This is a genomic window from Actinoplanes sp. NPDC004185, from assembly GCF_053603475.1.
Genome location: NZ_JBSGFR010000001.1, coordinates 78,225 through 105,014 on the forward strand (window position 1 = coordinate 78,225; position 26,790 = coordinate 105,014).

General features: G+C 72.3%; 29 protein-coding genes. 22 read left to right on the top strand and 7 right to left on the bottom strand.

All coding sequences use genetic code 11. The annotated features are described in order from the left end of the window. The first annotated feature begins 56 nt into the window (after window positions 1–56). A complete protein-coding gene (locus ACWEOZ_RS00340) occupies window positions 57–482 on the top strand; it encodes a GNAT family N-acetyltransferase (RefSeq protein ID WP_451908597.1) in 426 nt (141 codons plus the stop codon). On the opposite strand, the gene ACWEOZ_RS00345 is transcribed toward ACWEOZ_RS00340, so the two are convergent. Further along, a complete protein-coding gene (locus ACWEOZ_RS00345; RefSeq protein ID WP_451908598.1) occupies window positions 474–1,316 on the bottom strand; it encodes a DUF1932 domain-containing protein in 843 nt (280 codons plus the stop codon). The two genes, ACWEOZ_RS00340 and ACWEOZ_RS00345, sit on opposite strands and share 9 nt — an antisense overlap. A 99-nt stretch (window positions 1,317–1,415) precedes the next feature. Between ACWEOZ_RS00345 and ACWEOZ_RS00350 the strand changes: the two genes are divergently transcribed. Beyond that, window positions 1,416–2,336: a dioxygenase family protein gene (locus ACWEOZ_RS00350; RefSeq protein WP_451908599.1), complete on the top strand. Its 921-nt coding sequence runs from the start codon at window positions 1,416–1,418 to the stop codon at window positions 2,334–2,336. Between the two features lie 46 nt (window positions 2,337–2,382). On the opposite strand, the gene ACWEOZ_RS00355 is transcribed toward ACWEOZ_RS00350, so the two are convergent. Beyond that, window positions 2,383–2,631 carry an SCO4226 family nickel-binding protein gene (locus ACWEOZ_RS00355; RefSeq protein WP_451908600.1) on the bottom strand — a complete coding sequence of 83 codons (249 nt, stop codon included), beginning with the start codon at window positions 2,629–2,631 and terminating at the stop codon, window positions 2,383–2,385. Window positions 2,632–2,741: 110 nt separating this feature from the next. Between ACWEOZ_RS00355 and ACWEOZ_RS00360 the strand changes: the two genes are divergently transcribed. Next, entirely contained in the window at window positions 2,742–5,840 is a 3,099-nt protein-coding gene (locus ACWEOZ_RS00360) for an AAA family ATPase (protein ID WP_451908601.1), read from the top strand. Window positions 5,841–6,156: 316 nt separating this feature from the next. Here ACWEOZ_RS00360 and ACWEOZ_RS00365 read toward each other — a convergent pair whose 3' ends face one another. Next, the gene (locus tag ACWEOZ_RS00365) at window positions 6,157–6,711 is read right to left on the bottom strand and encodes a hypothetical protein (protein ID WP_451908602.1); all 555 of its coding nucleotides are present in this window, start codon (window positions 6,709–6,711) and stop codon (window positions 6,157–6,159) included. A 214-nt stretch (window positions 6,712–6,925) separates the two neighbouring features. Between ACWEOZ_RS00365 and ACWEOZ_RS00370 the strand changes: the two genes are divergently transcribed. The 3 genes from ACWEOZ_RS00370 to ACWEOZ_RS00380 are packed head-to-tail and all read left to right on the top strand — an operon-like array spanning window position 6,926 to window position 8,186. Continuing rightward, window positions 6,926–7,132, top strand: coding sequence for a hypothetical protein (locus ACWEOZ_RS00370; RefSeq protein WP_451908603.1), 207 nt, complete (start codon window positions 6,926–6,928; stop codon window positions 7,130–7,132). Window positions 7,133–7,171: 39 nt separating this feature from the next. Beyond that, window positions 7,172–7,561, top strand: a complete 390-nt coding sequence (locus ACWEOZ_RS00375; protein ID WP_451908604.1) for an MmcQ/YjbR family DNA-binding protein — start codon at window positions 7,172–7,174, stop codon at window positions 7,559–7,561. A gap of 31 nt (window positions 7,562–7,592) precedes the next feature. Further along, complete coding sequence (locus ACWEOZ_RS00380) at window positions 7,593–8,186, top strand: GNAT family N-acetyltransferase (RefSeq protein WP_451908605.1); 594 nt, start codon at window positions 7,593–7,595, stop codon at window positions 8,184–8,186. On the opposite strand, the gene ACWEOZ_RS00385 is transcribed toward ACWEOZ_RS00380, so the two are convergent. The 3 genes from ACWEOZ_RS00385 to ACWEOZ_RS00395 all read right to left on the bottom strand — a co-directional run bounded on the left by ACWEOZ_RS00385 (window position 8,183) and on the right by ACWEOZ_RS00395 (window position 10,632). Then, the gene (locus ACWEOZ_RS00385) at window positions 8,183–8,692 is read right to left on the bottom strand and encodes a carboxymuconolactone decarboxylase family protein (RefSeq protein ID WP_451908606.1); all 510 of its coding nucleotides are present in this window, start codon (window positions 8,690–8,692) and stop codon (window positions 8,183–8,185) included. The genes ACWEOZ_RS00380 and ACWEOZ_RS00385 overlap by 4 nt on opposite strands. Window positions 8,693–8,839: 147 nt before the next feature. Beyond that, entirely contained in the window at window positions 8,840–10,015 is a 1,176-nt protein-coding gene (locus ACWEOZ_RS00390; RefSeq protein ID WP_451908607.1) for an epoxide hydrolase family protein, read from the bottom strand. Window positions 10,016–10,026: 11 nt separating this feature from the next. Next, window positions 10,027–10,632: a TIGR03086 family metal-binding protein gene (locus ACWEOZ_RS00395; RefSeq protein ID WP_451908608.1), complete on the bottom strand. Its 606-nt coding sequence runs from the start codon at window positions 10,630–10,632 to the stop codon at window positions 10,027–10,029. A gap of 52 nt (window positions 10,633–10,684) precedes the next feature. Here ACWEOZ_RS00395 and ACWEOZ_RS00400 point away from each other — a divergent pair, with 52 nt between their 5' ends. Continuing rightward, a complete protein-coding gene (locus ACWEOZ_RS00400) occupies window positions 10,685–11,116 on the top strand; it encodes a MarR family winged helix-turn-helix transcriptional regulator (protein WP_451908609.1) in 432 nt (143 codons plus the stop codon). 5 nt (window positions 11,117–11,121) lie between these two features. Here ACWEOZ_RS00400 and rnhA read toward each other — a convergent pair whose 3' ends face one another. Next, a complete protein-coding gene (gene rnhA / locus ACWEOZ_RS00405; protein WP_360552881.1) occupies window positions 11,122–11,583 on the bottom strand; it encodes a ribonuclease HI in 462 nt (153 codons plus the stop codon). Between the two features lie 374 nt (window positions 11,584–11,957). On the opposite strand from rnhA, the gene ACWEOZ_RS00410 reads away from it, so the two are divergent. From ACWEOZ_RS00410 to ACWEOZ_RS00480, 15 genes are all read left to right on the top strand, one after another. Continuing rightward, window positions 11,958–12,872: an ABC transporter ATP-binding protein gene (locus ACWEOZ_RS00410; protein ID WP_451908610.1), complete on the top strand. Its 915-nt coding sequence runs from the start codon at window positions 11,958–11,960 to the stop codon at window positions 12,870–12,872. Window positions 12,873–12,924: 52 nt separating this feature from the next. Continuing rightward, complete coding sequence (locus tag ACWEOZ_RS00415; protein ID WP_451908611.1) at window positions 12,925–13,692, top strand: ABC transporter permease; 768 nt, start codon at window positions 12,925–12,927, stop codon at window positions 13,690–13,692. A 110-nt stretch (window positions 13,693–13,802) separates the two neighbouring features. After that, window positions 13,803–14,639, top strand: a complete 837-nt coding sequence (locus ACWEOZ_RS00420) for an ABC transporter ATP-binding protein (protein WP_451908612.1) — start codon at window positions 13,803–13,805, stop codon at window positions 14,637–14,639. 53 nt (window positions 14,640–14,692) lie between these two features. Further along, window positions 14,693–15,514: an ABC transporter permease gene (locus ACWEOZ_RS00425; RefSeq protein WP_451908613.1), complete on the top strand. Its 822-nt coding sequence runs from the start codon at window positions 14,693–14,695 to the stop codon at window positions 15,512–15,514. After that, window positions 15,472–16,644 (top strand): sensor histidine kinase, encoded by a 1,173-nt coding sequence (locus tag ACWEOZ_RS00430; protein ID WP_451908614.1) that lies wholly within the window; start codon window positions 15,472–15,474, stop codon window positions 16,642–16,644. The genes ACWEOZ_RS00425 and ACWEOZ_RS00430 overlap by 43 nt, the downstream gene beginning before the upstream one ends. Next, on the top strand, window positions 16,641–17,258 hold the full coding sequence (locus ACWEOZ_RS00435; RefSeq protein WP_451908615.1) for a response regulator: 618 nt from the start codon (window positions 16,641–16,643) through the stop codon (window positions 17,256–17,258). The genes ACWEOZ_RS00430 and ACWEOZ_RS00435 overlap by 4 nt, the downstream gene beginning before the upstream one ends. A gap of 190 nt (window positions 17,259–17,448) precedes the next feature. Then, on the top strand, window positions 17,449–17,703 hold the full coding sequence (locus tag ACWEOZ_RS00440) for a hypothetical protein (RefSeq protein ID WP_451908616.1): 255 nt from the start codon (window positions 17,449–17,451) through the stop codon (window positions 17,701–17,703). 1 nt (window position 17,704) lies between these two features. Then, a complete protein-coding gene (locus tag ACWEOZ_RS00445; RefSeq protein WP_451908617.1) occupies window positions 17,705–18,619 on the top strand; it encodes an FAD:protein FMN transferase in 915 nt (304 codons plus the stop codon). Beyond that, a complete protein-coding gene (locus ACWEOZ_RS00450) occupies window positions 18,616–19,191 on the top strand; it encodes a ferric reductase-like transmembrane domain-containing protein (RefSeq protein WP_451908618.1) in 576 nt (191 codons plus the stop codon). Before ACWEOZ_RS00445 ends, ACWEOZ_RS00450 begins: the two co-directional genes overlap by 4 nt. Then, window positions 19,188–20,399 carry an NADH-ubiquinone oxidoreductase-F iron-sulfur binding region domain-containing protein gene (locus ACWEOZ_RS00455; RefSeq protein ID WP_451908619.1) on the top strand — a complete coding sequence of 404 codons (1,212 nt, stop codon included), beginning with the start codon at window positions 19,188–19,190 and terminating at the stop codon, window positions 20,397–20,399. Before ACWEOZ_RS00450 ends, ACWEOZ_RS00455 begins: the two co-directional genes overlap by 4 nt. Continuing rightward, on the top strand, window positions 20,396–20,611 hold the full coding sequence (locus tag ACWEOZ_RS00460) for a ferredoxin (protein ID WP_451908620.1): 216 nt from the start codon (window positions 20,396–20,398) through the stop codon (window positions 20,609–20,611). Before ACWEOZ_RS00455 ends, ACWEOZ_RS00460 begins: the two co-directional genes overlap by 4 nt. A 579-nt stretch (window positions 20,612–21,190) precedes the next feature. Further along, a complete protein-coding gene (locus ACWEOZ_RS00465) occupies window positions 21,191–22,708 on the top strand; it encodes a sugar transferase (protein WP_451908621.1) in 1,518 nt (505 codons plus the stop codon). A gap of 72 nt (window positions 22,709–22,780) precedes the next feature. Then, complete coding sequence (locus ACWEOZ_RS00470) at window positions 22,781–23,677, top strand: phosphatase PAP2 family protein (protein WP_451908622.1); 897 nt, start codon at window positions 22,781–22,783, stop codon at window positions 23,675–23,677. Continuing rightward, the gene (locus tag ACWEOZ_RS00475) at window positions 23,674–24,615 is read left to right on the top strand and encodes a glycosyltransferase (protein ID WP_451908623.1); all 942 of its coding nucleotides are present in this window, start codon (window positions 23,674–23,676) and stop codon (window positions 24,613–24,615) included. The genes ACWEOZ_RS00470 and ACWEOZ_RS00475 overlap by 4 nt, the downstream gene beginning before the upstream one ends. Window positions 24,616–24,749: 134 nt before the next feature. Next, a complete protein-coding gene (locus tag ACWEOZ_RS00480; protein ID WP_451908624.1) occupies window positions 24,750–26,729 on the top strand; it encodes a delta-60 repeat domain-containing protein in 1,980 nt (659 codons plus the stop codon). The last annotated feature ends 61 nt before the right edge of the window (window positions 26,730–26,790 follow it).

Below are 26,790 nucleotides of genomic sequence, written 5' to 3' on the forward strand. Positions count from 1 at the left end.
ACCATGGCATGGTAAAGAGTTGTTGCGCAACGGTTCTTTACCTTTAGGGTGGGGCGGTGATCCGATCCAGAGTTACGGCGGACCTGCCCGCCTGTGTGGCAACGCTGCGGCTGGTGCACGAGACGGACGGCTATCCGCTGAACTGGCCGGCCGATCCGCCGGCCTGGCTGACGCCACCGGGCCTGCGCGGAGCCTGGGTCGCGGTCGACGGGCAGACGGTCACCGGGCATGCGGTCGTGACCGGCGAGGGCGAGCTGAGCAGGCTGTTCGTCAGCCCTCAGCGGCGCGGCGCCGGCCTGGCCCGGGAGTTGATCGCCCACGCGCGCGCCGCTCACGGTGGGCCGCTGGTGCTGGAAGTGGCCGACGCCGCCGCGGCGGCCTACTACGAGCGCACCGGCTGGCTCTTCACGGGCAGCGCGGTGGCGGACTGGACCGCGCCCGACGGCAGCCCGGTCACGCTGCGCCGCTACCGCTCAGCGTGACAGCCTCCGGACGATCTCCGCCGGCGGGAGCTGGCGATCCGCCGACTCCGGCGCACCGGCCGCCAGCTCAGTCCCGGCGATGTCCGCATAGACCACTGCCAGCGCCTCGAACAAGGCCGGCGTCAGCCCCGCCGCCTCCTGCGTGACCGCGATCTCCCGCATCTCGTCGACGAACCGGTGCGCCTTCGTCGCGGCGCTCACCACCCCCGCCGAATCGGCCAGTCCGTTGCGGGCCAGGTCGGCCAGCACCTGCTCCAGCACCCCGTGCTGCCCCGCCGTGCGTATCGCCTGCGTGACCAGCGCGGTCAGTCCCTTGTAGACGCCTGCCGTGCACATCTTCAGCGCGCTGGCCGAACCCAGCCCACCACTGAGCACGACCGGCTCGACCTGACCGTCCCACGGCAACCCGGCCACGACCTCGGCCGGCGGTCCGCTGAGGTAGACGCGGGCGCCCGGCCGGGCGGACGGCGGCGGCCCGGAGATCGACCCGTCCACGACCGGCAGCCCGGCGCAGGCCTCCGCGATCCGGGCCATCGTCTGCGGTGCGACGGCGTTCAGATCCGCCACGACCGGCGTCACCCCGGTACGGCGGGCCGCCTCCGCGATACCGTGCGCGACACCGAGGGCCTGCGCCGGCGGCGTCACCGACAGCACCACGTCCGCGGCGGCGATCACCTCGTCCAGGCCGGGCAGCAGTTCCAGACCCGCGGCCAGCCGCCGGGTCCGCTCCGAGCGTCCGGCCGTGGTCGCGACCACCCTCGCCCCGCCGGCCCGCAGGGCACCGCCCAGGCCCGCGCCCATGTGTCCCGGACTCACGATCGCCACAGTCACCATGCCCCGACATTAAAGACCGGGCCACAGCCGGGACACAGATGACGCACAGTGAGCCTTGGTTGTCTGGTGGGAGACAACCCGCGAGGAAAGGCGACCACCGTGCAGGAACAAGGGGATCAGGACAACGCCGCATACGTGCGCCGGGTGCACGACAAGGGGCTGCGGTTCGACCTGCGGACCATGTCACGGCGCCGGCTGCTGGCCACCTTCGGCGGGGTGGGCGCCCTCGCCCTGGTCGGAGGGACCGCGGCCTGCGGCAGCGCGGCCGAGACGGGGACGACGGCCGCCGCCACCAGCGCCGCCGCGGCCACCGGCACCGCGACCGAGGTCGAGTCGGAGACGGCCGGGCCGTACCCGGCGGACGGGTCGAACGGGCCGGACGTGCGGACCGAGCCCGGCATCGTGCGCAAGGACATCCGCACGTCGTTCGGGGACTCGAAGGGGACCGCCGAGGGCGTACCGCTGGAATTCTCGCTGGTGGTGACCGATCTCGACGGCAAAGCCCGCACCGGGGCCGCGGTCTACGCCTGGCATTGCGACCGCGACGGCAACTACTCGCTGTACTCCACGGGGGTCACCGACCAGAACTATCTGCGGGGCATCCAGGAGACCGACGCCTCCGGCGCCGCGACCTTCACCAGCATCTTCCCGGCCTGCTACTCGGGCCGATGGCCGCACATCCACTTCGAGGTCTACTCGTCGCTGGCCACGGCCACCGGCGGGGATGGCCCGATCGTCAAGACCTCACAGATCGCCATCCCGCAGGACGTGGCGGACGCCGTCTACGCCACCGACGGCTACAGCAAGAGCGTCAGCAACCTGAGCCGGATCAGCCTGGCCACCGACAACGTCTTCGGTGACGACTCGGCGGTCACCGAACTGGCCACCGTCACCGGCAGCGTGGCCGACGGTTACGTCGCCAAGCTCACGATCGCGGTCGACCCGTCCGGCGAGGAGACCGGCGGGGGAGCGCCGGGCGGCACGCCGCCGTCGGGTGCTCCGCGTCCGGCGTCCTCCTGAGCGGACGGTTCCGCCCGGGCCGCCCCAAGGCCCGGGCGGAACGCGCTCATGCCTCGGCAGTCAGCTCGTAGATCTCGGTCACCGGATGACCGGCCTTCTCGTGCACGCGCTGCACCGCCTCCTTGCTCGGCCCGGTCGAGAGGCAGAAGGCTTTGCCCTGCTCAGGGTCGAGCCAGACCCGCTCGAAGTGCACCCCCTCCTCCCCTTCGACCAACAGGTCGGCCTGGTGCGCGGCGTCCAGTTGCTCCGGGGTCACCCCGTGGAACCCGCTGTGCACGTCCATGTACTTCGCCATCGAAGTCGTCCCCTCCACTCGGTTACCGGCATCAGCCTGCGGGGACGGGCCGCGTCGGACATCGGTCATAACACCTAGGAAGGCCACCGGCTTCGGCCTAGAGTCACGCCATGCGTGCCCCGAGCCCCGTGCTGGTCGGCCGCGACGACCTGCTGGCGCTCGCGGACCGCCGGCTCGCGGCGGCCGCCGGCGGCCGTGGCGAGCTGCTCTTCCTGGCCGGCGAAGCCGGCATCGGCAAGACCCGCCTGCTGACCGAGATCGCCGGCCGGGCCGCGGCCGGCGGTTTCACGGTGGCCGGCGCGGCCGCGTTCCCGGCGGACGCCGACGTCGCCGCCGGGCTGATCACGGACGCACTCTCTTCTTTCGGTACGCGCACAGCAGAGCTCCTCCGTCAGTCCCCCGACGGCGACAGTCACCGCCAGCGTCGCCTGCTGGTCACCGGCCTGGCCGACGCGCTCGCCGAGGCCGGCGCGGGACCGCAACCGGTGCTGATCACCCTGGAGGACCTGCACTGGGCGGACGACGTGACCCTGCAGACCCTGGCCCGGCTGGCCCATCGGCTGCCCGGCCTGCCGTTGCTGATCGTCGGCACGTACCGCAGCGACGAGCTGTACCCGCGGGTCCCGATGCGGGAGTGGCGCACCCGGCTGCTCAACCAGCGGCACGCCGAGGAGGCCCGCCTGTCCCGGCTGAGCCCGGCGGACACCGCGGCGCTGGCCACCGCGATCTCCGACCGCATCCTGCCCGCCACGGTGACCGGCGCCATCTTCGCCCGCAGCGACGGCATTCCGCTGCACGTCGAGGAGTTCCTGGCCACAGTCGACGCGCAGGCGGCCCTGCCGGACACCCTCGCCGAGGCGGTGCTGGCCCGGGCGGCGTCGTTGAGCGCAGCCGCCCGGTCACTGGCCGGCACGGCGTCGGTGATCGGCCGCTCCTTCGACGTGGACCTGCTGACCGCGATCACCGGCGAACGCCCGGACACGATCGACGAGGGGCTGCGCGAACTGGCCGAGCGCTTCTTCGTCCAGCCGCACGCCGACGGGTTCACGTACGACTTCCGCCACGCCCTGATCCGCGACGCTCTGCACGCGGACCTGCCCCCGCTCCGGCGCCGCGAGCTGCACGCCCGGGCAGCCGAGGCGGCCCTCGCGGCCGGGCTGTCCGACGCCTTCGTCAGCGACCAGTACGAACGCGCGCACCGTCCGGCGGAGGCACACCGGCACGCCGTGACCGCGGCGGCCGCGGCCGTACGGATGTCCGCGCACCGCGAGGCCGTCGAGCTGTACCGGCGGGCGTTGCGGACTGCGCCGGCCGGCCTCCCGGTGGACGAGTCGGCGGTGCTGCTGACCGCGCTGGGCGGCGAACTCGCGGCGGTCGACGAGAACAGTGAGGCCGCGGAGATGCTGCTCACGGCGTACCGGATGCGTCTGGAGGCCGGGGACGCGCTCAGCGCGGCCGCCGTCGCACCGCAGCTCGCCGCGGTCCGGCACCTGCTCGGCGCGGGCCTGGCCGAACGCACGGGCCTGCTGCGCGAAGGCCTCGACCTGATCGCGTCGCGCCGCGACGAGCCGGCTCAGGAGATCCGCGCCGGGCTGCACGCGGCGCTGGCCGCGGCCTACATGCTGGACCGGCGGCTCGAGGAGGCCACCGAGGTCGGCGTGCTGGCCGAGGCGTTCAAGGTGAAGGACTGTGATCATCCGCTGCGCTGTCACCTCGGCGGCACGCTCGGCTCGATCCTGGTCTTCGCCGGCCGCATGCACGAAGGCTGGCAGATGCTGGCCAACGCGATCGGCCGGGCCCGCCGCGGCGGCCTCGAAGCGGAGGCGGCCCGCGGCTACCGGATGATCGGCTCGTCGGCGTCGGTGCTGGTCGAATACGACCTGGCCCGGCGCTGGCTGAACGAGGGGATCGAGTACGCGGACTCGGTGGAACGCTTCAACGACCGGCACTACATGGCGGCGCACCTGGCCCATGTGGACTGGGCCGAGGGAGCGTGGCCGGCGGCCGAGGCGGGGGCAGCCCGGGCGCTGGCCGACGGACAGGGCATCACGACCCGGATCACGGCCCTGCACGTGCTGGGCTATGTGGCCCTGGGCCGGGGCTCGTTCGAGTCGGCTGATTCCTGCATGCGCGAGGCGGCGGCGCTCGGGGAGGCGATGGGGGAGCTGCAACGCATCTCCCCGGCGTGGTGGGGCCTGGCGTCGATCGCTCAGCTGCGTGGCGAGCCGGCCGAGGCGATCGGGTGGTGCGAACGCGGATACGAGGCCTCGGCGAAGGTGCGGGACGCGGCCTATCTGTTCCCGTACGTGGTGACCGGGGTGCGGGCCTACCTGGCGAAACAGGACCTGACCGGGGCGCGGGACTGGCTGCGGCGAACCGGCGAGCTGCTGCGGGACCGGGAGATCCCGGGCACGCTCGGTGCGCTCGATCATGGGGCCGGGCTGGTGCATCTGCACGAGGGGCAGACCGGGAAGGCGCGGGTCGAGCTGGAGCGGGCGGCGACGTTCTGGCGGGGGCGGCGGCGTTTCTGGGAGGGTACGCAGGCGGTGGCTGACCAGGCGCGATGTGCGCACCGGTCGCGGCGGCCGGCGGATGCTGCGCGCTTGACGGCCCAGGCAGTTGCCGAGGCCGAAGCGGCCGGGGCGGTGGTGTTGATCCCGGCTGGCTCTTCGTCCTCGGGGTCGCGTGTGCCGGTGTCGTCGGGTGCGGGATCGTCCGGGGCTCTTGCGCCGGGGCTGTCGGCCTCCGGCTCCGCGGCGCAGCAAGGCCGTCCGTCTGTGTCTGCCGTGCCGCAGGCTGGTTCGTCTTCCCTTGCCGCGTCGCACGCCGGTTCGTCTTCCCGTGCCGTGCCGCAATCGTCGGTGACTGCCGGCGGCGTTCCGCGTGGGTCCGTGGCTGGACCCAAGCCGTCTGCGGCTGGGCCCGCGTCGTCCGTGCCGAGGGCGGCGCCGTCCGGGTCCGGGTCCGCGCCGTCCGGGTCGGTGGCGGCGCCATTCGGGCCGGAGTCGTCGGGCGCGGATCTGCCCCGGCTGACCGCGCGGGAGCGGGAGGTGGCGGGTCTGATCGGCCAGGGCGCGACCAACCGCGAAATCGCCGCGGCGCTGTCGATCTCGCCCAAGACGGTGTCCGCGCACGTCGAACATATCTTGACCAAGCTTTCCGCGTCCCGCCGGGCCCAGATCGCGACGTGGGCTGCGACACATCGCTGACCCTTGTCGACCGATCGGGGTACGTCGAACGGGCTATAGCTAGTGGTCTATACCTTGGCAAGAATCGGTCCATGACCGCGCCCGGAAACGACGCACTCCTGATCACACTGCTGGCCGCGTTCACGGCCTGCGTGGGATACGCCGCCGGCCGCCTGCACCAGTGGTACCGCACAGTCCTGGACCGCGACGAGGCCTACCGGGACGGATACGACACAGCGACCCGCAGTGTGTTCACCCTGGCGGCGCGGTTGATCGGGCCCCGGCGGGCGGTCCGCGGCACGGCCGTCGTATCGCCGGCCGTCGCGGCCCGGCCCGATCAGTCGGTGATCTTGCTGCCCGCCTCGTCGTCTGTGACGCCCCCGCCGCCTGATCTGCGTCCGGCCGCCGTGAGCTCACCGTCCGCGCCGGGCCGCGCTGCCGCCGGCTCGTCTCGATCCGCTTCCTCCGCAGTCTCTTCGTCCTCCTTCCCTTCTCCGTCGTCTCCTTCCGCCTCGTCGGCTGCTTCGTCGTCCGGGGCCGCTGCTTCCGCGTCCGGCACGCCGTCGTCCGACTCGTCCCAGTCGAGCCCGCTCGCCGCTTCGGCCGGCTCGTTCTGGCCTGCGTCCCCCTCAGCGACCGAGTCAGCCGCCGCTTTCGGTTTCCCGGCGCCAACTCCGGTCTCGCCGCTGGCGCACGGTCCCACGCGGAACACATCGCCACGCCAGGGGAACAACCCCTTCGCCACGGGAAAGGGCCTCTCGCCGGCGGCAAAGAGCTCCGCAAGCCAGAGCAAGAATCCGCCGGTCGTCGAGACCGGTTCGTCTGTACTGGGGGAGAGCTCACCTCCCAGCGTTTCCGGCGCGTCGGCGGCAGGTCCGAGTTCGTCCTTCACCAGCCCTGATCCGTCGGCTGCCGGGCCGGGTTCACTGCTCGCGGCGGCGGGTTCATCGCCTGCTGAGCCGGGTGTCTCGCCGGTCGAGCCGGGCTCGCCCCGCGCGGCGGCGGGCTCATCGCCGGCCGGGCCAGGTTCACCGCTCGCGGAAGAGAACACCCCTCCCACCGGGGCGGAGTCCTCAGGCCCGGGCAAGGGCTCGCCGTCGTCCACCGTGAGGCGCTCGTCCTCCGCCGGCCGGACCGAGAGTGCCGGCGGCGGCCGCCACCTCGTGCCGGACGAACTCGTCCGGGCCCCCACCTACCGCCTGACCCCCGACCGCGTCGCCCGGGCCAAGGTGCGCGAGGCGATCCTCGACGACGACGATTCCGAGGACACCACCCGCCTGCCCCCGTCGGTGCCCCGCCCCCGCCAGTCGTGACCCGGCGGGAAATGTCACACCCCGGCGTTAGGGTGCGCCATGGTTACCGTCCAGGAGGTCCGCGAGGTCGCCCTGAGGCTGCCCCGCACCACTGAGCACCTGATCTACGACCGGGTGAAGTTCCGGGTGGGACAGATCGTCTATGTGGCGTTCTCCCGCGATGAGACAGTCATGGGTTTCGGCTTCCCCAAGGAGGAGCGCGAGGCCCTGGTGGCGTCCCAGCCGAAGGTCTTCCACCTGCCGAAGGCGACCGACATGCGTTTCCGCTGGGTCCAGGCCTGGCTGTCGGAGCTCGACCACCGCCGGATGGAGGAGCTGGTGATCGACGCCTGGCGCATGGTGGTGCCGAAGCGGGTGGCCGCGGCCCATGTCGCCGGCCTGCCCGACGCCGACCCGCCGACCAGCCGTCCGGTCCGGGCCGCCGGCTGAATTCCGTTGCCGGGCGGTTCAGGATGAGGTCATGGGCAGCTACCTGGAGACGGACCGGCTGGTGTTGCGCCAGTTCACCGCGGGCGATGTCGACCACATCGTCGAGCTGGACAGCGATCCCGCCGTGATGCGCTATCTGACGGGCGGCCGGGCGACGCCCCGCGAGGAGGTCCGGGACGTGGTGCTCCCGTTCTGGCTGGCGTACCACGAGCGGGGTGAGCAGTTCGGCTTCTGGGCCGCCGTCGAGAAGGCATCCGGGCGTTTCGTCGGCTGGTTCCACTTCCGGCCGCGCCCGGACGGCCCACCCGCCGTTGGTGACGCCGACGCCGACGCCGACGCCGGGGTTGAGCTGGGCTATCGCCTGCGCCGCGAGTTCTGGGGCCAGGGCTACGCGACCGAGGGCAGCGTCGCGCTGATCCGCAAGGGCTTCACCGAGCTCGGCGTCGAGCGGGTCTACGCCGAGACGTTGGCCGTGAACCTCGGCTCGCGGCGGGTCATGGAGAAGGCGGGCCTGCGTTACATCCGCACGTTCCATCAGGACTGGCCCGAGCGGATCCCCGGCGACGAGCACGGCGACGTCGAGTACGCCCTCACCCGCGCCGAGTGGCAGGCCGCCCGCCACTAACGCAGGTAGCCGCCCTCGGCGAGGTTCTTGGCGTGCTGGGCGTACACCTCGGGCTCTCGCGGGGCGAGGGTGGCCAGGCCGTCGACGTAGCGGTTGTACATCGAGAAGGCCGCCGCGATCAGCACCGTGTCGTGGATGGCCTTGTCATCGGCGCCGTGCTCGCGGGCGAGGTCGATGTCCGCGGGGCTGACGCTGCGGCCGTCGACGCGTACCTTGTCGGCGATCGACAGCAGTGCCTGCATCTTCTGATCGGTCTGGGCGTGCTCGGTCGTCTTGCCCTCCTGGTGCAGCAGGTGGGCGGCGACCGCGCCGTGGATCCCGCTGCAGTACGTGCACTCGTTGCGGCTCGACACGTAAGCGGCGATCGTCTCCCGTTCGCCGGGCGTCAGCGGGGACGGCCCCCGCAGCAGCGCATCGGCCAGGCCGTTGAGCGGGCCCGCGGTGTGCGGATATTGGACCAGGAGCCCGACCATGCCGGGCAGTTCGGGCAGGTTGATGTGCGGCACGCGCCCATCGTCCTGTGCGGGTGGCGGTGTGTCCAGCGAGCCTCCGGCTGCTCTCAGCGACCGTTCGTCCGATGGCCCGCAGCCCGCGCATCGGCGACTTCGGTGAGGCCCAGGCCGCCACGCGCCGGCACCGCTCCGCGAGCAGTCTCACAGTCGCATCGCCCGCCACCCGGCCCGCAGCTCCGCGACGAACAGTGCGGGCTGCTCGAAGGCCGCGAAGTGCCCGCCGCGGGCCGGCTCGCCCCAGTAGCGGATGTCCCGGAAACGCTTCTCGGCCCACCGGCGCGACGGTCGCGGATTCTCCTCCGGAAAGATGGAGCAGGCCGCCGGCACGTCGACCACATCCGTCGTCCCGGTGCGGAACCGCGCCTGAACTGCCCGGAAGCTCTCCCAGTAGAGCCGCGCCGCCGAGGCACCCGTGCCGGGCAGCCAGTAGAGCATCAGATTGTCGAGCAGCTCGTCGCGGCTGAGCACCGTGGACAGGTCACCGTCGCAGTCCGTCCAGGCCTGGAACTTCTCGATGATCCAGGCGGCCAGCGCGGCCGGCGAGTCGACCAGCCCGTAGCCGATGGTCTGTGGCCTCGTCGACTGCTCCAGTGAATAGCCGTCGCCGCTGTCGCCCGAGGCTTCGAGGTCGCGCAGGGCGGCCTCCTCCGCCGCGGTGAGGGTGTCGAACGTCGCCGGGTCCGGCGCCACCAGCGGGGGCATGACGTGGATGCCGAGGACCTGGCCGGGGTGCTGCTGGGCGATGCTGGTGCTGACGCTGGTGCCCCAGTCATGACCCGCGGCCACGAAACGCGGATAGCCCAGTCGCTCCATGAGCTGCGCCCAGGCTGCGGCTGTCCGTTCCACCGTCCAGCCGGGCTCGGCGGGACGGTCGCTGAACCCGTACCCGGGCAGAGACGGGCACACCACGTGGAAGGCGTCCGTGGCCTCGCCGCCGTGCGCGACCGGATCGGTGAGCGGGCCGATCACCTGGGCGAACTCGGCGATCGAGCCCGGCCAGCCGTGCGTGAGCACCAGCGGCACGGCCTCGGGATGCGGCGACCGCGCGTGCACGAAGTGGATGCCGAGGCCGTCGACGGTCGTCCGGAACTGGGGCATGCGGTTGAGCCGCGCCTCGGCCGCCGGCCAGTCGTACCCATCGGCCCAATACCCGCAGAGCGCCTGCAGCTCGGCCAACGGCACCCCCTGCGTCCAGCCGCCGGCGGTGGCCGGCTCGGGCCAGCGCGTGCGCCGGAGCCGCTCCCGCAGATCGGCGAGGGCCTCGTCGCCGGCCCGGATCGCGAAGGGCGTGATCATCCCGGACGACCGCTGATTCATGGTCCGGGACGTTAGCGGCGCGGTACGACATTCCGGCCGGGATCGCGTCCGAGCAGGGCGAGGATGCGATCCAGCTGATCTTGACCCGGGTCCGGAAGCGGCGGCGCGAAGGCCGCTCCGGGCGCCAGCCGGGCTTCGCCGGCGGGCACGGCCTCCGCGATGGGCAGGGCCGCGGCCAGCACGTCCGGCGGCAGCTCGTACGCGATGCCGAGCGTGTGCGCGACGTCCCAGCCGTGCACGACGTAGTCGACGAGGTGGAAGCCGATCGCGAGCCGGCCGGGGATCGGCTGAGGCGTGATCTCGGGCAGCAGGAAGCCGCGTTCGGGAACGCCGGGCCGGGCGAAAGCCGTAATGACCGACTCGGCTGCTTCCGCGTACTCCTGGGCGGGGTCGTCGCCCGGCGGGCGGGGTTGCCAGGTGTCGGGAACATCGCCGTGGCCTGCGGCTGCGGCGGCGAAACCGCGGTGCTGGGCGGTCATGTGGGCGAGCAGTTGGGCGAGGTCCCATTCCGCGCAGGGCGTGGGCAGTGACAAGTCCGGCGGCAGAACCTGCGCGACGATCGGGATGGTCGCCCGGACAGCTCGCGCGTGTCTGGCGAGAAGGTCAACGGTATGCATGTGCTTACGGTCTGCGGGCGTACATGATTTGTCAAGGTGTATGTTTTCGGCCGTGCCCGATCCGGACCGTGACCGTCCCGATCTCGGCGCGATGGTCGTGCGGCTCGGCCGCGCGCTGATCGCGGCCGAGCGGCCGGTGCTCGCCGCTCACGACGTGTCGATGTGGGGCTACGCCGTGCTCAGCGCCCTGGCCGACGAGCCGATGCGCACCCAGGCGGCGCTCGCGCGCGCCATCGGCGCGGACAAGACCCGGATCATCGGGACCCTCGACGAGCTGCAGGATCGCGCTCTGATCGAGCGCGAGCCGGATCCCGAGGACCGACGGGTACGGCTGCTGCGGCTGACGCCGGCCGGGCGGCAGCTGTACGCGTCCGTGAGAGCCGGCATCCGGACCGTCGAGGAGCAGTTGCTGGACGGCCTGACGGTGGCCGACAAGCGCGTCTTCCTGCGGGTTCTCCAGCAGTTGGGCCCCGAGCCCGACTGACCTGGTCAGCGGGCGGCGAGTGCCTCCTGCAGGCCGCGCGCCGCGAGCCGGTCGGCGCGTTCGTTCTCGGGATGGCCGGCGTGGCCCTTGACCCAGTGCCACTGCACGTCGTGCCGGGACACTGCCGCTTCGAGGCGCTGCCACAGGTCGACGTTCTTGACCGGCTGCTTGGCCGAGGTCAGCCAGCCGTTGGCCTTCCAGCGCGGCATCCACTTCGTGATGCCGTCCCGCACATAGATGCTGTCGGTGTAGAGCAGCACGGCGAGCGGCGCGCGGGTCAGGCTCTCCAGTGCCTGGATGGGGGCCATCAGCTCCATCCGGTTGTTGGTCGTGGAGGAGGCCTCGCCGCCGCAGAGGTCCTTCTCGCTGGAGCCCCAGCGCAGCACGGCACCCCAACCGCCGGGTCCGGGATTGGGGATACAAGCGCCGTCGGTGTAGATCTCCACCGCAGTGGCCGAGCCAGTCATGCGCAGCACCCTACCGACCAGCTCGAGCCGGGAGGGCAGCAGAGCGGGAGGCTCCCACCGCATCGAGTGAGCGTCAGGCCGCCGATCCGGTGCCTGCGTGACGCCGCAGGCTTGCCGGGGGGAACCGGTACCGGACCGGCGGCCTGCCCCCGCAGTGCCCGAGAGCGGTGGGAGCGCTCCCAGTGTCAGCCTAGCGAATCGTCCGCCCGCCGCCAAACCGTTCGGAAACACTCACATTCTTCCTTCGGGTCTGTCGCGCCCGGCCACCGCTTCCGGCGTGCCGCCCGGCCGCCGCGACTCCGCCGGGCGCGGTCTGGGCCACACCGCTGTGGACAGGCGGGAGTCGTGGACCGGCCAGCCAGTACAGTTTCGGCATGCGTGAGGCAGCCGTCGAGGTGCAGGACGTCGTCGTGAAGTACGGCGATGTCGTCGCCGTCGACGGCATGTCACTGACCGTGCCGCGCGGCGCCATCCTGGCCCTGCTCGGCAACAACGGCGCCGGTAAGACCAGCCTGCTCCAGGTCTGTGAGGGCTTCCGGGCGCCCGACGCCGGGACCGCCCGGGTGCTGGGGCTCGACCCGGTCGCCGATCACGACGATCTGATGCCGCGGCTCGGCATCATGCTGCAGTCCGGCGGTGTCTACCCGTGGGCGACCGCCGGTGACATCCTCCGGCTCTTCGCCTCCTTCGCCGCGCATCCGCTCGACACCGACATGCTGCTCGACCGGCTCGGGCTGCGGAAGTTCGCCAAGACCACGTTCCGCCGGCTCTCCGGCGGCGAGCAGCAGCGGCTGTCCCTGGCCGTCGCGCTCGTGGGCCGGCCCGAGCTCGTGTTCCTCGACGAGCCCACGGCCGGCATGGACGTCGGTGCCCGGCAGACCACCTGGGAGCTCGTCGAGAGCCTGCGCGCCGACGGCGTCTCGGTCCTGCTCACCACGCACCTGCTCGACGAGGCCGAGAGCCTCGCCGACCACGTGGTCATCATGGACAACGGCGTGGTCGCCGCGACCGGCACGCCGGCGGAGCTCACGGCCGCAGCCGGCATCGACCTCCTTCAGATCCGCGCCGACCCCGCCCTCCCGGTCGCCGACCTCGCCGCCCGCCTGGACGCCAAGGTCACCGAGGACAACCCGGGTGAGTACGCGATCGCCGGCGCCCTCGACACCGAGGCCATCGCCGCCGTGCTCGGCTGGTTCGCCACGGCCGGCGCCCAGGTGACCGCGGTCAACACCCGCCGCCGCACCCTGGAGGACGTCTACCTCGCCCTGACCGCCGGGGCCACCCGATGACCATCGGGTCCCACCGGCGACGCCCCACCGCGACGAGTCCTGGAGCTGGGCGATGAGCACCGAAGCCGGCACGTTCACTCCTGCCCCCGGCCGGGCGCCGATGCGGGCGATCCTCCGCCAGCAGGTGCGCATGGAGTTGCTGCTGACCGCCCGCCGGGGTGAGGCCGTGGTCCTCGCCATGGGCGTGCCCCTGCTGGTGCTGCTCGGTGCCGGCCTGACCCACGCCACCAACGTCCCCGGCGACGACCGCCTGGGTTTTGTCGTCCCCGGCGTGCTCGCGCTCACGGTGATGTCGACGGCCTTCACCGGCCAGGCGATCACCACCGGCTACGAACGCAGCTACGGCGTCCTCAAGCGCCTCGGCGCCTCCCCGCTGACCCGCCCCGGCCTGCTCTTCTCCAAGACCGCCGCGATCCTCTGCCTGGTCGCTCTGCAGGTGCTCGTCCTGGCCCTGGTCGGCGTGGTGGTCGGCTGGCGACCCGAGCTCTCCCAGGTCCTGCCGGCCATCGGGGTGACCGTGCTCGCCACCGCTGCCTACTGTGGCCTGGCCCTGCTCATCGCCAGCGTGCTGCGGCCCGAGACGACCACCGCCGCGGCCACCCTGATCTATGTGCTCATGCTGGCCGCGGGCGGGATCATGTTCGCGGCGCCCGACCTCGGCCCGGCCGGGCATTTCCTGCTGCCGCTCGCGGCGCACGCCGAAGCGCTGCGCGACACCCTCACGAGCGGCACCGCGGTGCCGGCGAGCATCTGGCTCAGCCTCACCCTCTGGGCCGCGGTCGCGCTCACCGCGGCCGCCCGCAAATTCCGCTGGGAATAGCACAGCCGGCCCCGGCCGGGGTGAGGCGCGCTGTCCGTCGATCGGTGGACATCGGGTGACAGCCGGGCGGTCGTCCCGGGTGGACCCCCTTCTTCGACAAGCTCCTATGCATGACAGCGATCGAGGTCACCAGCCTCCGCAAGACCTACGGCTCCCGTCCCGCGGTGGCGGGCATCGATCTTTCCGTTCCCCACGGTGAGGTGTTCGCCCTGCTCGGCCCCAACGGCGCCGGCAAGACCACCACCGTGGAGATTCTCGAGGGGCATCGGCGGCGGGATTCCGGCGACGTCCGGGTGCTCGGGCAGGATCCGGCCACCGGCGGGCGCGCCTGGCGGGCCCGGATCGGCATCGTGCTGCAGACGGCCACCGACGCCGCCGATCTCACCGTCGCCGAGACCGTCCGGCACATCGCCGGGCTCTATCCCCGGCCGCGGTCCGCCGCCGAGGTCATCGAGCTGGTCGGGCTCTCCGACAAAGCCAAGGCCAAGGTACGGGGCCTGTCCGGCGGTCAGCGCCGCCGCCTCGACGTCGCGCTCGGCATCGTCGGCCGGCCCGAGGTCGTGTTCCTCGACGAACCCACCACCGGCTTCGACCCGCAGGCGCGGCGGCAGTTCTGGCAGCTGGTCCGAGCGCTCGCCGCCGAGGGCACCACCATCCTGCTCACCACCCACTACCTCGACGAGGCCGAGGCGCTGGCCGACCGGCTGGCCGTCATCGCCGCCGGCACCCTGGTGGCCGAGGGCACCCCGGCCACCCTCGGCGGCCGGGCCGGCGCCGGCGCCACCGTCGAGTGGGCCGGGCCGAACGGCCGGGAGTCCGAGCAGACCACCGATCCGGCCGCGCTGATCGCCCGGCTCACCGCGGCCGGCGTCGACCTGACCGGCCTGACCGTCACCCGCCCCAGCCTCGAGGACACCTACCTGACCCTGATCGGCGAGCAGCGATGAGGCCGGTCCGGCCAGCAGTGAAATCCACCGTCACCATCGATCGGAGAGCAGCGATGACCACCACCGACACGGCCCTTCCCTCGACCGCGCGGATGGGGGTCAGCCGGGGCTGGGTCGAGATTCTCCAGTTCTTCCGCGACCGCACCGCCGTCATCTTCAGCTTTCTCTTCCCCGCCCTGCTCCTGCTGCTCTTCGGCACGATCTTCGCCGACGACTACGACCACCCCGGGCTCAGCGCCGCCCGGGTGTTCTCCGCCAGCATGATCGCGTACGGGATCATCGCCACCGCGTTCATCACCATGGGCGTCGGCATCGCCACCGATCGGGAGGACGGCACGCTGAAGCGGTTGCGGGGCACGCCCGTCACCGCCTCCGCGTACTTCCTCGGCAAGCTGATCATGGTCGCCGTCCTGACCGCCGCCGAGGTCGTCGTGCTGCTCGGCGTCGGGGTGCTGTTCTTCGATCTGCCGCTGCCCACCGACGCCGGACGCTGGTTCACCTTCGGCTGGCTCTTGGTGCTCTCGGTCATCGCCTGCGGGCTGCTCGGCATCGCCGCGAGCGCCCTGGTCCGTTCGGCGCGGACGGCGGGAGCCGTGCTCAACGTGCCGGTGGTCGCGCTGCAGTTCCTGTCCGGCGTGTTCATCCATCCGATCACCCAGCTGCCCGACTGGATGATCACGGTGGCCTCCGTCTTCCCGGTGAAGTGGATGGCCCAGGGCTTCCGCTCGGTCTTCCTGCCGGACTCCGCGGTCGTCTACGAGGCCGGCGGCGCCTGGGAGCACGGGCGGATCGCCTTGGTGCTGCTGGCCTGGTGTGTGATCGGATCAGTGCTGTGCCTGCTGACCTTCCGCTGGACGAACACCAGCGACAAGTGATGGGCCCGCGGGAGCCGATCGCGCGGTATTCCCGGGCCTGGGCGATCTTCTACGCCGTCGTCGCCCTCTCGGTGGCGACGGCGGTGCTCGGCCAGTCCGGGACCGGCGCCGGGCGCCGGGCCGTCGCGGTCGGCGCCGTCGCGGTGATCGCCCTGCTCTACGGGCTGTGGGGGCGACGCGGGCGGGCCGGCCTGCCGTTCGTCGTGGTCGTGCTGGTCGTCTTCGCGGTCGGCGCGGTCGCGGTCTCCACCGTCAGTTATCTGCTCTTCGCGCTCTGCCCGCTGATCTTCCTGGTCCTGGAGATCCGACCGGCTGTCGTGGCGGTCGTCTGCGCCAACCTGGTGCCGCTCGTCGGCTCCCTCGCCGGCGACGGGATCGACCGGTCCTTCGTCACCCACGTCGCCCCGATCGCCGCCACGACGTCGGCCGCCGCGGTCTGGCTCGGGGTGTGGATCCACCGGGTCGTCGAGCAGAGCAAGGAACGGGCCGCGCTCATCGCCGAGCTGGAGAGCAGCCGCGCCGAGGTGGCCCGGCTGTCGCACGAGGCCGGCGTCGCCGCCGAGCGGGCCCGGCTCGCCGGCGAGATCCACGACACCCTCGCCCAGGGCTTCACCAGCATCATCACCCTGCTGCAGGCCGCCGATCCGGCGCTGGCCGACGAGCGGCTCGCGCTGGCCGTGCGGACCGCCCGGGAGAATCTGGCCGAGTCGCGGGCCCTGGTCGCGGCGCTGGCGCCGGCCGCGCTGGCGGCCGGCTCACTGCCCGATGCGGTACGCCGTCAGGCGACCCGTCTCACCGAGGAGACCGGCCTCCCGGCGACCTTCCGGATCACCGGGGAGACCCGGGCGTTGCCGACCGTCGTGGAGGTCGTGCTGCTCCGCGCGGCCCAGGAAGCGCTGGCCAACGTCCGCCGCCACGCGGACGCCCACGAGGTGGCGGTGCTGCTCGCCTTCGCCGCCGACAGCGTCCGGCTGGTGGTGCGTGACGACGGCCGGGGATTCGACACCACCGGCACGACCGGCTTCGGACTGCCGGGCATGCGGGCCCGCGCCGAGCAGGTGAACGGCACCCTGACCGTACACAGCGACCCGGACACGGGAACCGTCGTAGAAGTGGAGGTGCCGGCATGATCCGGTTGATCCTGGTGGACGACCACCCCGTGGTGCGGCACGGCATCCGCGGCATGCTCGAGGCCGAGCCGGACCTGAGTGTCGTCGGTGAGGCCTCGTCCGGGCCCGAGGGTGTGGCGCTCGCCGCCGAGCTGCGGCCGGACATCGTGCTCATGGACCTGCGGATGCCCGGCGGGGACGGTGTCGAGGCGACCGCGCGGATCGTGGCCACTGTGCCCGGTGTACGGGTGATGGTGCTGACCACGTACGAGTCGGATCGGGACATCCTGCGCGCGATCGAGGCCGGCGCCGGGGGCTATCTGCTCAAGGACGCCTCGCCGGCGGAGCTGGCCGAGGGCGTCCGGGCCGCCGCCCGCGGCGAGACCGTGCTCGCCCCCAGCGTCGCCTCCACCCTGGTCCGGCAGGTCCGCAGCCCCGCCCCGCCGGCGCTCTCCGCCCGGGAGACCGAAGTGCTGCGCCTGGTGGCGCGGGGACTGACCAACGCCGACATCGGCCGGGAGCTGTTCATCACGGAGGCCACCGTCAAGACACACCTGCTGCGCGCCTTCGCGAAGCTGGACGTCGCCGACCGCACCGCCGCGGTCACCCGGGCGATGAGCCACGGCCTGCTGTAGAGCCGGCTTGCAGCGTCAGCGTTCGGTGGGGCGCTCCGCGAAAGCCCGATGATCACAGGCCGGCACCGGGAACCTCACCGGCCTTTCGTTGCGTCTCCGGTTCACAGAAAGAGCCCAGCCGGGCCACAGGCCATGGCGAGGTCGGCACGGCACCTTGGTTGAGTCGTCAACGAATGAGGGGGTCGATCCGATGGACCGGGACAAAGCCCTGCGCCGTACGTCGGCGCTCACCGGGGTGCTGGTCGCAGCCGGCCTGGCCGGGACGCTCGCGGTCGGCCTGGCCGCCCGGGCCGCCGATTCCACCGGGAACACCATCCCGGCCACCGAGACCTCGGCGGCTCCCGAGAGCGTCACCGACAGTGGCAGCGGCTCGACCGGTACGGATGCGCCGTTGCTCTCCGGCGGCAGCGACGGCTCCGGCCAGGCCACCTCCGGGGGGTCGTGACATGCCGCTGATCGAGACTCTGCCGATCCGGGCGGACACCGCCCAGTGGTCCGTCTGGGGCACTGTGGCGCGCGTCGTCGTCACCGAGCCGGCCCTGCTCGCCCGGGCCACCGCGGTCGTCGAGGCCGAGCTGGCCGCGGTCGGCGCGGCGTGCAGCCGGTTCCGCCCGGACTCCGAGCTCTCCGTCGCCTGCCGCGCCGGTGGTCGTCCGGTCGTGGTCAGCCCGCTGCTCGCCGACCTGGTCGGTGCTGCCCTCGAAGCCGCCCGGCAGACCGGCGGCGACGTCGATCCCACCGTCGGCGCCGCGCTGTGCGGTCTCGGCTACGACCGGGACTTCGCTGCCGTCACCGGCCGCGCCGTCGCTCCGGCCGTCCGGGTCTTCGCGACCCCGGACTGGCGAGCGGTGCAGCTGCACGACCGTGAGCTCACCGTGCCGGACGGCGTCCTGCTCGATCTCGGCGCGACGGCCAAGGCCGCTGCCGCCGACCGGGCCGCCCGGCTGGTGGCCGGCCGGCTCGGCGTCGGCGTGCTGGTGGCGCTGGGCGGGGACCTCGCGACCGCCGGGCCCGCACCGGACGGCGGCTGGTCGGTGCTGGTGCAGGACCGGCCGGGCGACCCGCACTGCACGGTCCGGTTGCCGGCCGGCGCCGCCCTCGCCACCTCCAGCACGGCCGGCCGCACCTGGGGACGCCCCGGCGAGCTGCTGCACCACATCCTCGATCCGCGCACCGGCCGGCCCGCGCCCCGGGTCTGGCGGACGGTCTCCGTCGCGGCGTCCTCGTGCCTGCGCGCCAACACGCTCAGCACAGCCGCGGTCGTGCGGGGCCACGCGGCGCCGGAGCTGCACCGCGGTGGGCCCGCCCGGCTGGTCACCCCGGAGCTGGACGTGCTGCGGCTGGGCGGGTGGCCGGCATGACCGACGCGCTGTGGTACCTCGGCCGGGGCAGCGGGGTCGTCTCGCTCGTCCTGCTCTCCGTCGTGGTGGCGCTGGGCATCGGCGCGCGCTCCGGGCGGACGGCCTTCGGGCTGCCCCGCTTCGCGGTCAACATGCTGCACCGCAACGCCGCGCTGCTCGCCGTCGCGCTGCTCGTCGTGCACCTGATCAGCCTCTTGTTCGACCCGTACGCGCAGCTGCGCTTCTTCGATCTGGTGGTGCCGTTCGCCGGCCGGTACCGGCCGTTCTGGCTGGGACTGGGCACGCTGGCCTTCGACGTGGTGCTCGCGCTGATCGCCACCAGCCTGCTGCGGCACCGGCTCGGCGTGCGGGGCTGGCGGCTCGTGCACTGGCTGGCGTACCTGTGCTGGCCCGTCGCGCTGCTGCACGGCTGGCAGACCGGCACGGACGCGGCGACCTGGTGGTTGCGGACCGTCCTGGTGCTCAGTGCCGCGCTGGTCCTCGCCGCTGTCGTCTGGCGGGTCACGCCCTCTTTCGCCCGGTTCCCCGCCCGCGTCCCGCGCCGGGTCCGCATCCCTCAGGAGGTCCGATGACCACGGTGGACGCCTCGGGCCGAGTGGGGCCGCGTCTGCTGGCCGACAGCAGTGGCCGCCTCGGACCCGTGCCGGGGCTGGACGCCGATCAGCTCGTCGAGCTGCTGCGCGCCGCGGGGCTGACCGGTCGCGGTGGGGCCGGCTTCCCCACGTGGCGCAAGGTGGAGGCGGTGCGCCGGGCCGCGGGGACGCCGGTGGTCGTGGTCAATGGCGCCGAGGGGGAGCCGGCCAGCGGGAAGGACCGGGCGCTGCTCGCGTACCGGCCGCATCTCGTTCTGGACGGCCTGCAACTGGTGGCGGGTGCGCTCGGGGCGCGTACCGCCCATCTTCATGTGTCGGCGGCCTCGGCCGACGGGGTCCGGGCGACCCTGGCCGCGCGCCGCGGGTCCGGCCTGGACCCGGTCCCGGTCACCGTGACCGTCGCACCGCCGTCCTTCGTGGCCGGGGAGGAGTCGGCGGTGGTCGCCGCCGTCTCGGGACGGCCCGCCGTGCCCGCCGACAAGCTGGTGCGGATCACCGACTCCGGGGTGGGCGGGGCGCCGACGCTCGTGCAGAACGTCGAGACGCTGGCCCACCTGGCGCTGATCGCCCGGCACGGTCCCGGCTGGTTCCGCGCCGCCGGCACGCCCGACGAGCCGGGCACGTTCCTGGCGACGGTCGGCGGCGCGGTCCACGCGCCCGGCGTGATCGAGGCCGGGTACGGCGTCCCGCTCGGTGACCTCGTCGACGCGGCCGGTGGCGCGACTGCTCCGCTGCAGGCTGTGCTGCTCGGCGGCTACCACGGTGGCTGGGTCCCGGCCCGGCCCGGGATCGAGGTGAGCCGGGCGGTGCTGACGCCGCTCGGTGCGTCCCCGGGTGCGGGCATCGTGCTCGCGCTCCCGGCGCACGTGTGCGGCCTGGCCGAGACCGCCCGGATCGCCGGATACCTGGCCGGCGAGGTGGCGGGCCAGTGCGGCCCGTGCGTCAACGGCCTGCCCCGGCTGGCCGCCACGCTGGGCGACCTGGCCCACCACCGGGCCCGGCCCGGCCTGCCGGCCGAGGTGCGGCGGCTGGCCGCGCTGGTCACCGGCCGCGGCGCCTGCCGGCACCCGGACGGCACGGCCCGCATGATCATCAGCGCGATGCGCGCCTTCGAGGCCGATGTGGCCGCGCATCTGGCGGGCCACTGCCTGGCCGTCGCGTCCGGACCCCAGGGGGTACGGCGATGAGCACCTCCAGGCTGCACGTGGACCGGACGGCCTGCGACGGCCGCGGGCTCTGCGCGGAGTTGCTGCCCGAGCTGCTGAGCGAGGACGACTGGGGCTATCCGGTGGCCCGCGACGGCGAACCGGAGCCCGAGGTGCCGCGGCACCTCGAGGGTTCCGCCCGGCGGGCCGTCGACCGCTGCCCCGCTCTGGCGCTGCGGCTCGTGCGGCGCTGAACTGCTTCGCGCGCGCCGTTCCGCACCTCGTCCGAAATGGTCGCGGCGTGATCCTTTTCGGGCCCGACTCAGTGGATCATCCATTGTCAAGTGGGCCGATCGACGGGCGTGTCTCACATTCGGCCACTTCTGTCCAACCGGGATGATCGATTAAGGTCGGCCGGACATCGAAGGTCACGACTACCCCGTGCACGCGCTCCGCGTCCGGCATGTTACGGTGCGATGCCGTGATCGGCTCTATCGGACAAATCACGGGCGCCAATGTGGGAAAAACGGACCCGGACCAGTGGTTCATCGCCCGTTGACGTCACTCTCGGTATGCCTGTTATTTTGTCCGATGTAGAGCCGAGTTCACCGGCAATGCACGATGTTGCCGCCCGCCCCGGTATCCGAAAAACTTGGTCCCGCGTTCGTAAAGATTGCGACCCTGGGGTCTCCATTTTCCTGGCAGTCGTCTAGCGTTCACCGCCTGAGCGTCCTTGCGCTTTGTTGTTGTGAGGCCAAGGGGTGGGGGGCGTCGTAAGTGGGGTGCACGAAATTGCCGAGTGGGCGTGGGGTCCCCCGGCGGGCAGGGGCGTCGTGACAACGACGGAAACAACGGCGGACAACGCCGCGACCGGACCGATTCCGACAACTTCATCGTATGCGGGAGTCACCGACCGGGATCTCGGTGCCTCCGACGAGCGGGGTCACGCCGACCGCTGGGTCTGGGAGGCCCGTTACGTCAAGCTGCTCCTGGTCATCGACTTCGGCGCGACGCTGGTGGCCACTCTGGCCGCCTTCGTGCTGCGCTTCCAGGGAGCACCGTACGCGGACTGGTATCTGGTGCTGTCCGCGCTGATCCCGCCGGTGTGGGTGGGCCTGCTGGCGCTGACGCACGCCTACGAACGGCGGGTGCTGTTCGTCGGCGGCGAGGAGTATCAACGGGTGCTGCGGGCGGGCGTACGCCTCACCATGGGCATCGCACTCGCCTCCTATGTGGCCAAAGCGGACATCGCCCGGGGCTATCTGCTGATCGCTCTCGTGCTGACCACCATGCTCTCGCTGACCGGCCGCTTCGTGCTGCGCAAGGTGCTGCACCGCTCGCGCCGGCGCGGTGCCTGCATGCACCGGGTGCTGGCGCTCGGGCACGCCACGGCCGTCGCGCAGATGACGCGCCAGCTGCACCGCCGCTCGCACCACGGGTTCCAGGTCATCGGCGCCTGCCTGCCGGCGGGTCAGCTCGCCGACGCGGCGCACACCGTCGACGTGCCGGTGTTCGGGGCACTGGGTGCGGCAGCGAATTCGGCCGCCGCCGCCGGGGCCGACACGGTGATGGTGCTGTCCTGCCCGGAGCTCGACGGCCCGATGCTGCGCCGGCTGGCCTGGGAGCTCGAGCGCGACGACATCGACCTGATCGTCTCGTCGTCGCTGGTGGACACCGCCGGTGACCGGATCACCGTGCGCCCGGTCGACGGGCTGCCCATGATGCACATCGAGCACCCGCGGCTCTCCGGCGGCCGGCGCCTGATCAAGTCCATGTTCGACGTGTCGGTGGCCGCGCTGCTGCTGGTGCTGCTCGCGCCGCTGTTCCTGCTGGTCGCGCTGGTCATCCGGCTGGACACCGGCGGCCCGGTGTTCTTCCGCCAGGTCCGGGTGGGCCGCGGCGGCGAATCGTTCCGGATGTACAAGTTCCGGACGATGCACACCGACGCCGAGGCGCGCTTCGAGGCGATGCGTCAGCAGAACGAGCACGCGGGCGTGCTGTTCAAGATCCGCGCGGATCCGCGGGTCACCCGGTCCGGGCGGATCCTGCGCCGCTACTCGCTCGACGAGCTGCCCCAGCTGATCAACGTCCTGTTGGGCGAGATGTCGCTGGTCGGGCCGCGCCCGCCGCTGCCCAGCGAGGTCGAGCAGTATCCGCAGGACATGCGCCGGCGGCTGGTGGTCAAACCCGGCATGACGGGGTTGTGGCAGGTGAGCGGGCGGTCGGACCTGTCCTGGGAGGACTCGATCCGGCTCGACCTGCGGTATGTGGAGAACTGGTCGCTCACCGTCGACCTGGTGATCCTCATGCGGACCGCGATGGCGGTCATGCGGGGCTCGGGAGCCTACTGAGCGACGCGTGGGGCGTCGTTCGACAGGTGGTGCAGGCATGCGGCCGGGACGCCGCAGGATGGGGACACTTCGGTGGTACTGCTGTATTTCATCGCCGCGTTCGCGGTCATCGTGCCCGCGGTGGCCGGTCCGCTGCTGGCGTACGGGCCGGGCCGGCGGCTGGCCCGCGGACGGCTGGCGGTGAAGACCCGCGAGTCCGTCACCGGGCTCGTGGTGACCCTCGGGCGGCCGCTGACCGCACTGGTCTTCCTGCTGTTCTGGGCGGCCACCATCGTCGCCGTCTTCTGGCCGGTCGGCCTCTTGGCGCACAGCCTGGAGAACGTCGTCGACTGGCCGGTGCTGCTCTGGGTCACCGACCGCCGCAGCCCGGGCTTCGAGAACTTCAACTGGTGGTACACCGCGCTCGGCGACCGTGACCCGCTCAAGATCGTGGTGGTCGTGGCGGCGGTGCTGTTCGCCCCGTTCTGGCGCAAGCGGTTCTGGATCCCGCTGGTGGCCATCCTGGTCAGCTTCCCGCTGGAGCAGTACGTGCAGGCCATCCTGGCCGGCATGGTCAACCGCGGTCACCCGCCGACCGGGCTGGGCTCGTACCCGTCGGGCGGCATCGCCCGGGTGGTCATGACCTTCGGGGCGATCGCGCTGTTCGTGGCGCTGACCTGGCAGCTGAGCCGGCGCTGGCACGTGGTGCTGGGCACCGTCGTGCTCATCCTGGCGACGTACGAGGGCTACTCGCGGATCTACACCCAGAAGCACTGGCTCACCGACGTCATCAGCGGCCTGATCTTCGGCCCGGCCCTGTTCCTGGGCTATGCCCTGGCTGTCGGCGTCCTGGTGGGGCGGTATCCACGCCCACAGCCGCAGCCTGCCACCGGCGTGGTCGAGGCCGCCCCCGAGACAGGGCCGGCCGCGCCGGAGGCCGAGTCGTCCGTCCCGGCGACCGGACCGGCCGTCGCGGCGACCGCGCCGTGACGACACTGCTCGTCGCCTCGACCGGGGGCCATCTCGCCGAATTGCACGACCTGACGCCCCGCCTCGGCGTGGGGGAGCGGCGCTGGGTGACCTTCGACAGCCCGCAGAGCCGGTCCCTGCTCGACGGCGAGGATGTCGTCTTCGTGCCCCCGGCCACCAGCCGGGACCTGGTCGGCGCGGTCAAGGACCTGATCGCCGCGGAGCGGATGTTCCGCCGCGAGCGCTACGAGCGGGTGATCAGCACGGGCGCCAGCGTGGCCCTGGCCTTCTTCCTGCCCGCCACCCGCGCCGGGGTGCCCTGCTCCTACATCGAGAGTGCCACCCGCACCGAGGGCCCCTCGCTGACCGGCCGGCTCGCCGCCCGGGTGCCCCGCACCCGGCTCTACACGCAGTATCCGGCATGGGCGGACGACACCTGGCAGTACGGCGGGTCCATCTTCGACGCCTTCGAGGCGGAGCCGGTCGCCGAGCCGCGCGCGGTGAGCAAGGTCGTCGTGACGCTGGGCACCCACGAGCGCTACACGTTCCCGCGCCTGCTCAACCATCTCGTGACCCTGTTGCCGCCCGAATGGGACGTGCTGTGGCAGGTCGGCTCGACCGTGGTCGATAAGATGCCCGCCGGCGCCCGGAAACAGGTGCCGATCACCGAGATGCGCCAGGCCCTCGCCGAGGCGGACGTGGTCATCTCGCACGCCGGGGTGGGTTCCGCGCTGGCGGCGATGCAGGCCGGCAAGCGGGCACTGTACGTACCGCGGCGCAAGGCCTTCGGTGAGCACGTCGACGACCACCAGGTCGCGATGGCCCGCGAACTGGAAGGCAGGAAGCTGGTCGTGGCCCGGGAAGCGCCGGAGGTCGGCCTCGAAGATCTGGCGGAGGCGGCGGCGTGGCGTGTCCGGGCGAGCCCCGGGGTGGCGCCGTTCCGGCTGGCTCCGTCGTGATCGCACACACTTCGTCCATCCTCTGTAGTCCGGCCCGTTCCGAACAGGCAGCGTCTCCGTCCGGACGGTCGATAGCGCACTGACGCCCGGCCCACGAGGCTGCGTCAATCTTTAAGTTCTCATTAGGAGGGCCCGTGTCCCTACAGCGTCGACTCCGGCCGCGGCAGGTCACCAGGATCCTGGCGGCCACCGCAGTGCTGAGTCTGACGGTCGCTCTGACCGCCGTACCGGCCTCGGCCGTGTACGTGCCCCCGAACGACCCCGCGACCATCGTCTCGGCCAACCCGGTCGACTACACGCCGCACGCCCAGAACGGCAGCATGCGGGCGTTCGCGCAGATCGGTAACACGGTCTACGCCGGCGGTTCCTTCACCGGTATCAAGGCCGCCGGCGCGAGCACCTGGTCGCCGGCGAGCAACCTGGTGGCCTACGACGCCGGCACCGGCGCGCTGCGCACGGGCTTCGCCCCGGTGCTCGACGGCGCGGTGCAGACCCTCGCGGTCAGCCCGGACGGCAAGCTCATCGTCGGCGGCAGCTTCGGCACGGTGAACGGGGTGTCCCGCAAGAACCTCGTCGAGCTGGACCCGGCCACCGGTGCCACGGTGGCCGGCTGGGTCGGCCGCGCCGACGGCGGGGTGGTGCGCCGCGCCATCGTGCACGAGAACCAGCTCTACATCGCCGGCGCGTTCCACTGGGTCAACGGCACCGAGCACGGGCTGCTGGCCCGGCTCAACGCCACCACCGGCGCCATCGACAGCACCTTCCAGGTCGACGCCAGCGGCGCCCGGCCGTACGCGAACAGCACCGAGCTGGTCTGGGGCCTCGCGGTCGCGCCCGACGGTGACACGGTCGTGGCGGTCGGCAACTTCACCGAGGTCAACGGCAACGCCCGCAACCAGGTCGTCATGATCGACACCGCGAGCACGCCCACCGTCGCGGACTGGAACACCGACCGGTACGTGGCCGCCTGCTACAGCAGCTCGTTCCCGTTCTACGCCCGTGACGTCGACTTCAACGACGACGGCAGCTACTTCGTCATCATCGCCGACGGTGGCCGCGGCGACGCGTACTGCGACTCCACCGCCCGCTGGGAGACCGCCGACCGGGGCAGCAACGTCCAGGCGACCTGGGTCGACGTCACCGGCACCGACTCGGTCACCTCGCTGGAGGTCGCCGACGGCGTGGTCTACGTCGGCGGGCACTTCCGCTGGCAGAACAACGCCAACGGCAACGACTCGCAGGGTCCGGGCGGGGTCAGCCGGTACGGCATCGCCGCGCTCGACCAGCAGAACGGCGTACCGCTGAACTGGAACCCGACCCGCTCACCGGGCAGCCAGCTGCCGTCCGGCGGGACCAACTGGGGTCCGATCATGTGGGAGCTGTGGAAGGGCCCGAACGGGCTGTTCGCCGGCTTCGACGCCGACGGCCTGGGCAACGAGTACCACGGCCGGCAGGGCTACTTCCCGGACGCCGGTGGACGCACCATCGCCATCCAGGACGCTCCGCAGGCCGCCTCCGGTTACCTCTACCTGGGGGCGGGCAACGGCCAGGTGACCAAGGTGTCGTACGGCGTGTCCGGGGTGGGCACCCCGGCGACGGTCAGCCAGCCGCAGCTCACCAACGCCAAGTCGGCGTTCGTGGTGTCCAACAAGGTGTACTGGGCCAAGACGGACAGCAGCGCGCCCAGCGGCAGTCTGCTGAACATCTCGATCCTCAGCGGTTCCGGCGCGATCGGTGCCCCGTGGGTCGGCAGCGGCTACAACTCGTGGTTCGCGGCGGCCAGCATGACCGGCTCGTTCTACCTGCAGGGCCGGATGTATTACACGACAGCGTCGAGCAACGCGCTGTTCTATCGTTACCTCACGCCGGACGGCTACGTCATCGGTTGCACCGCCTTCACGCTGCCCACCTCGGGCATCGACTGGCGCACGGTGCGCGGCATGACCTGGGTGGCCGGCAAGCTGGTCTACGGCTCCACGGACGGGACACTCCGGACCGTCAACTTCGACGCCTCGGCGTCGACCGCGGTCGACGGCTCCACCGCCAGTGTGGTGGCGGCGCCGACGGCCGAGGCGACATGGTCGAACCCGACCCTGTTCTTCGCCACTTCGTAACACAGATTGTCGTCGGAGCGACGACTGTCTGTTGCGTAACCTTCCCCGGCCGCGCGAGGAT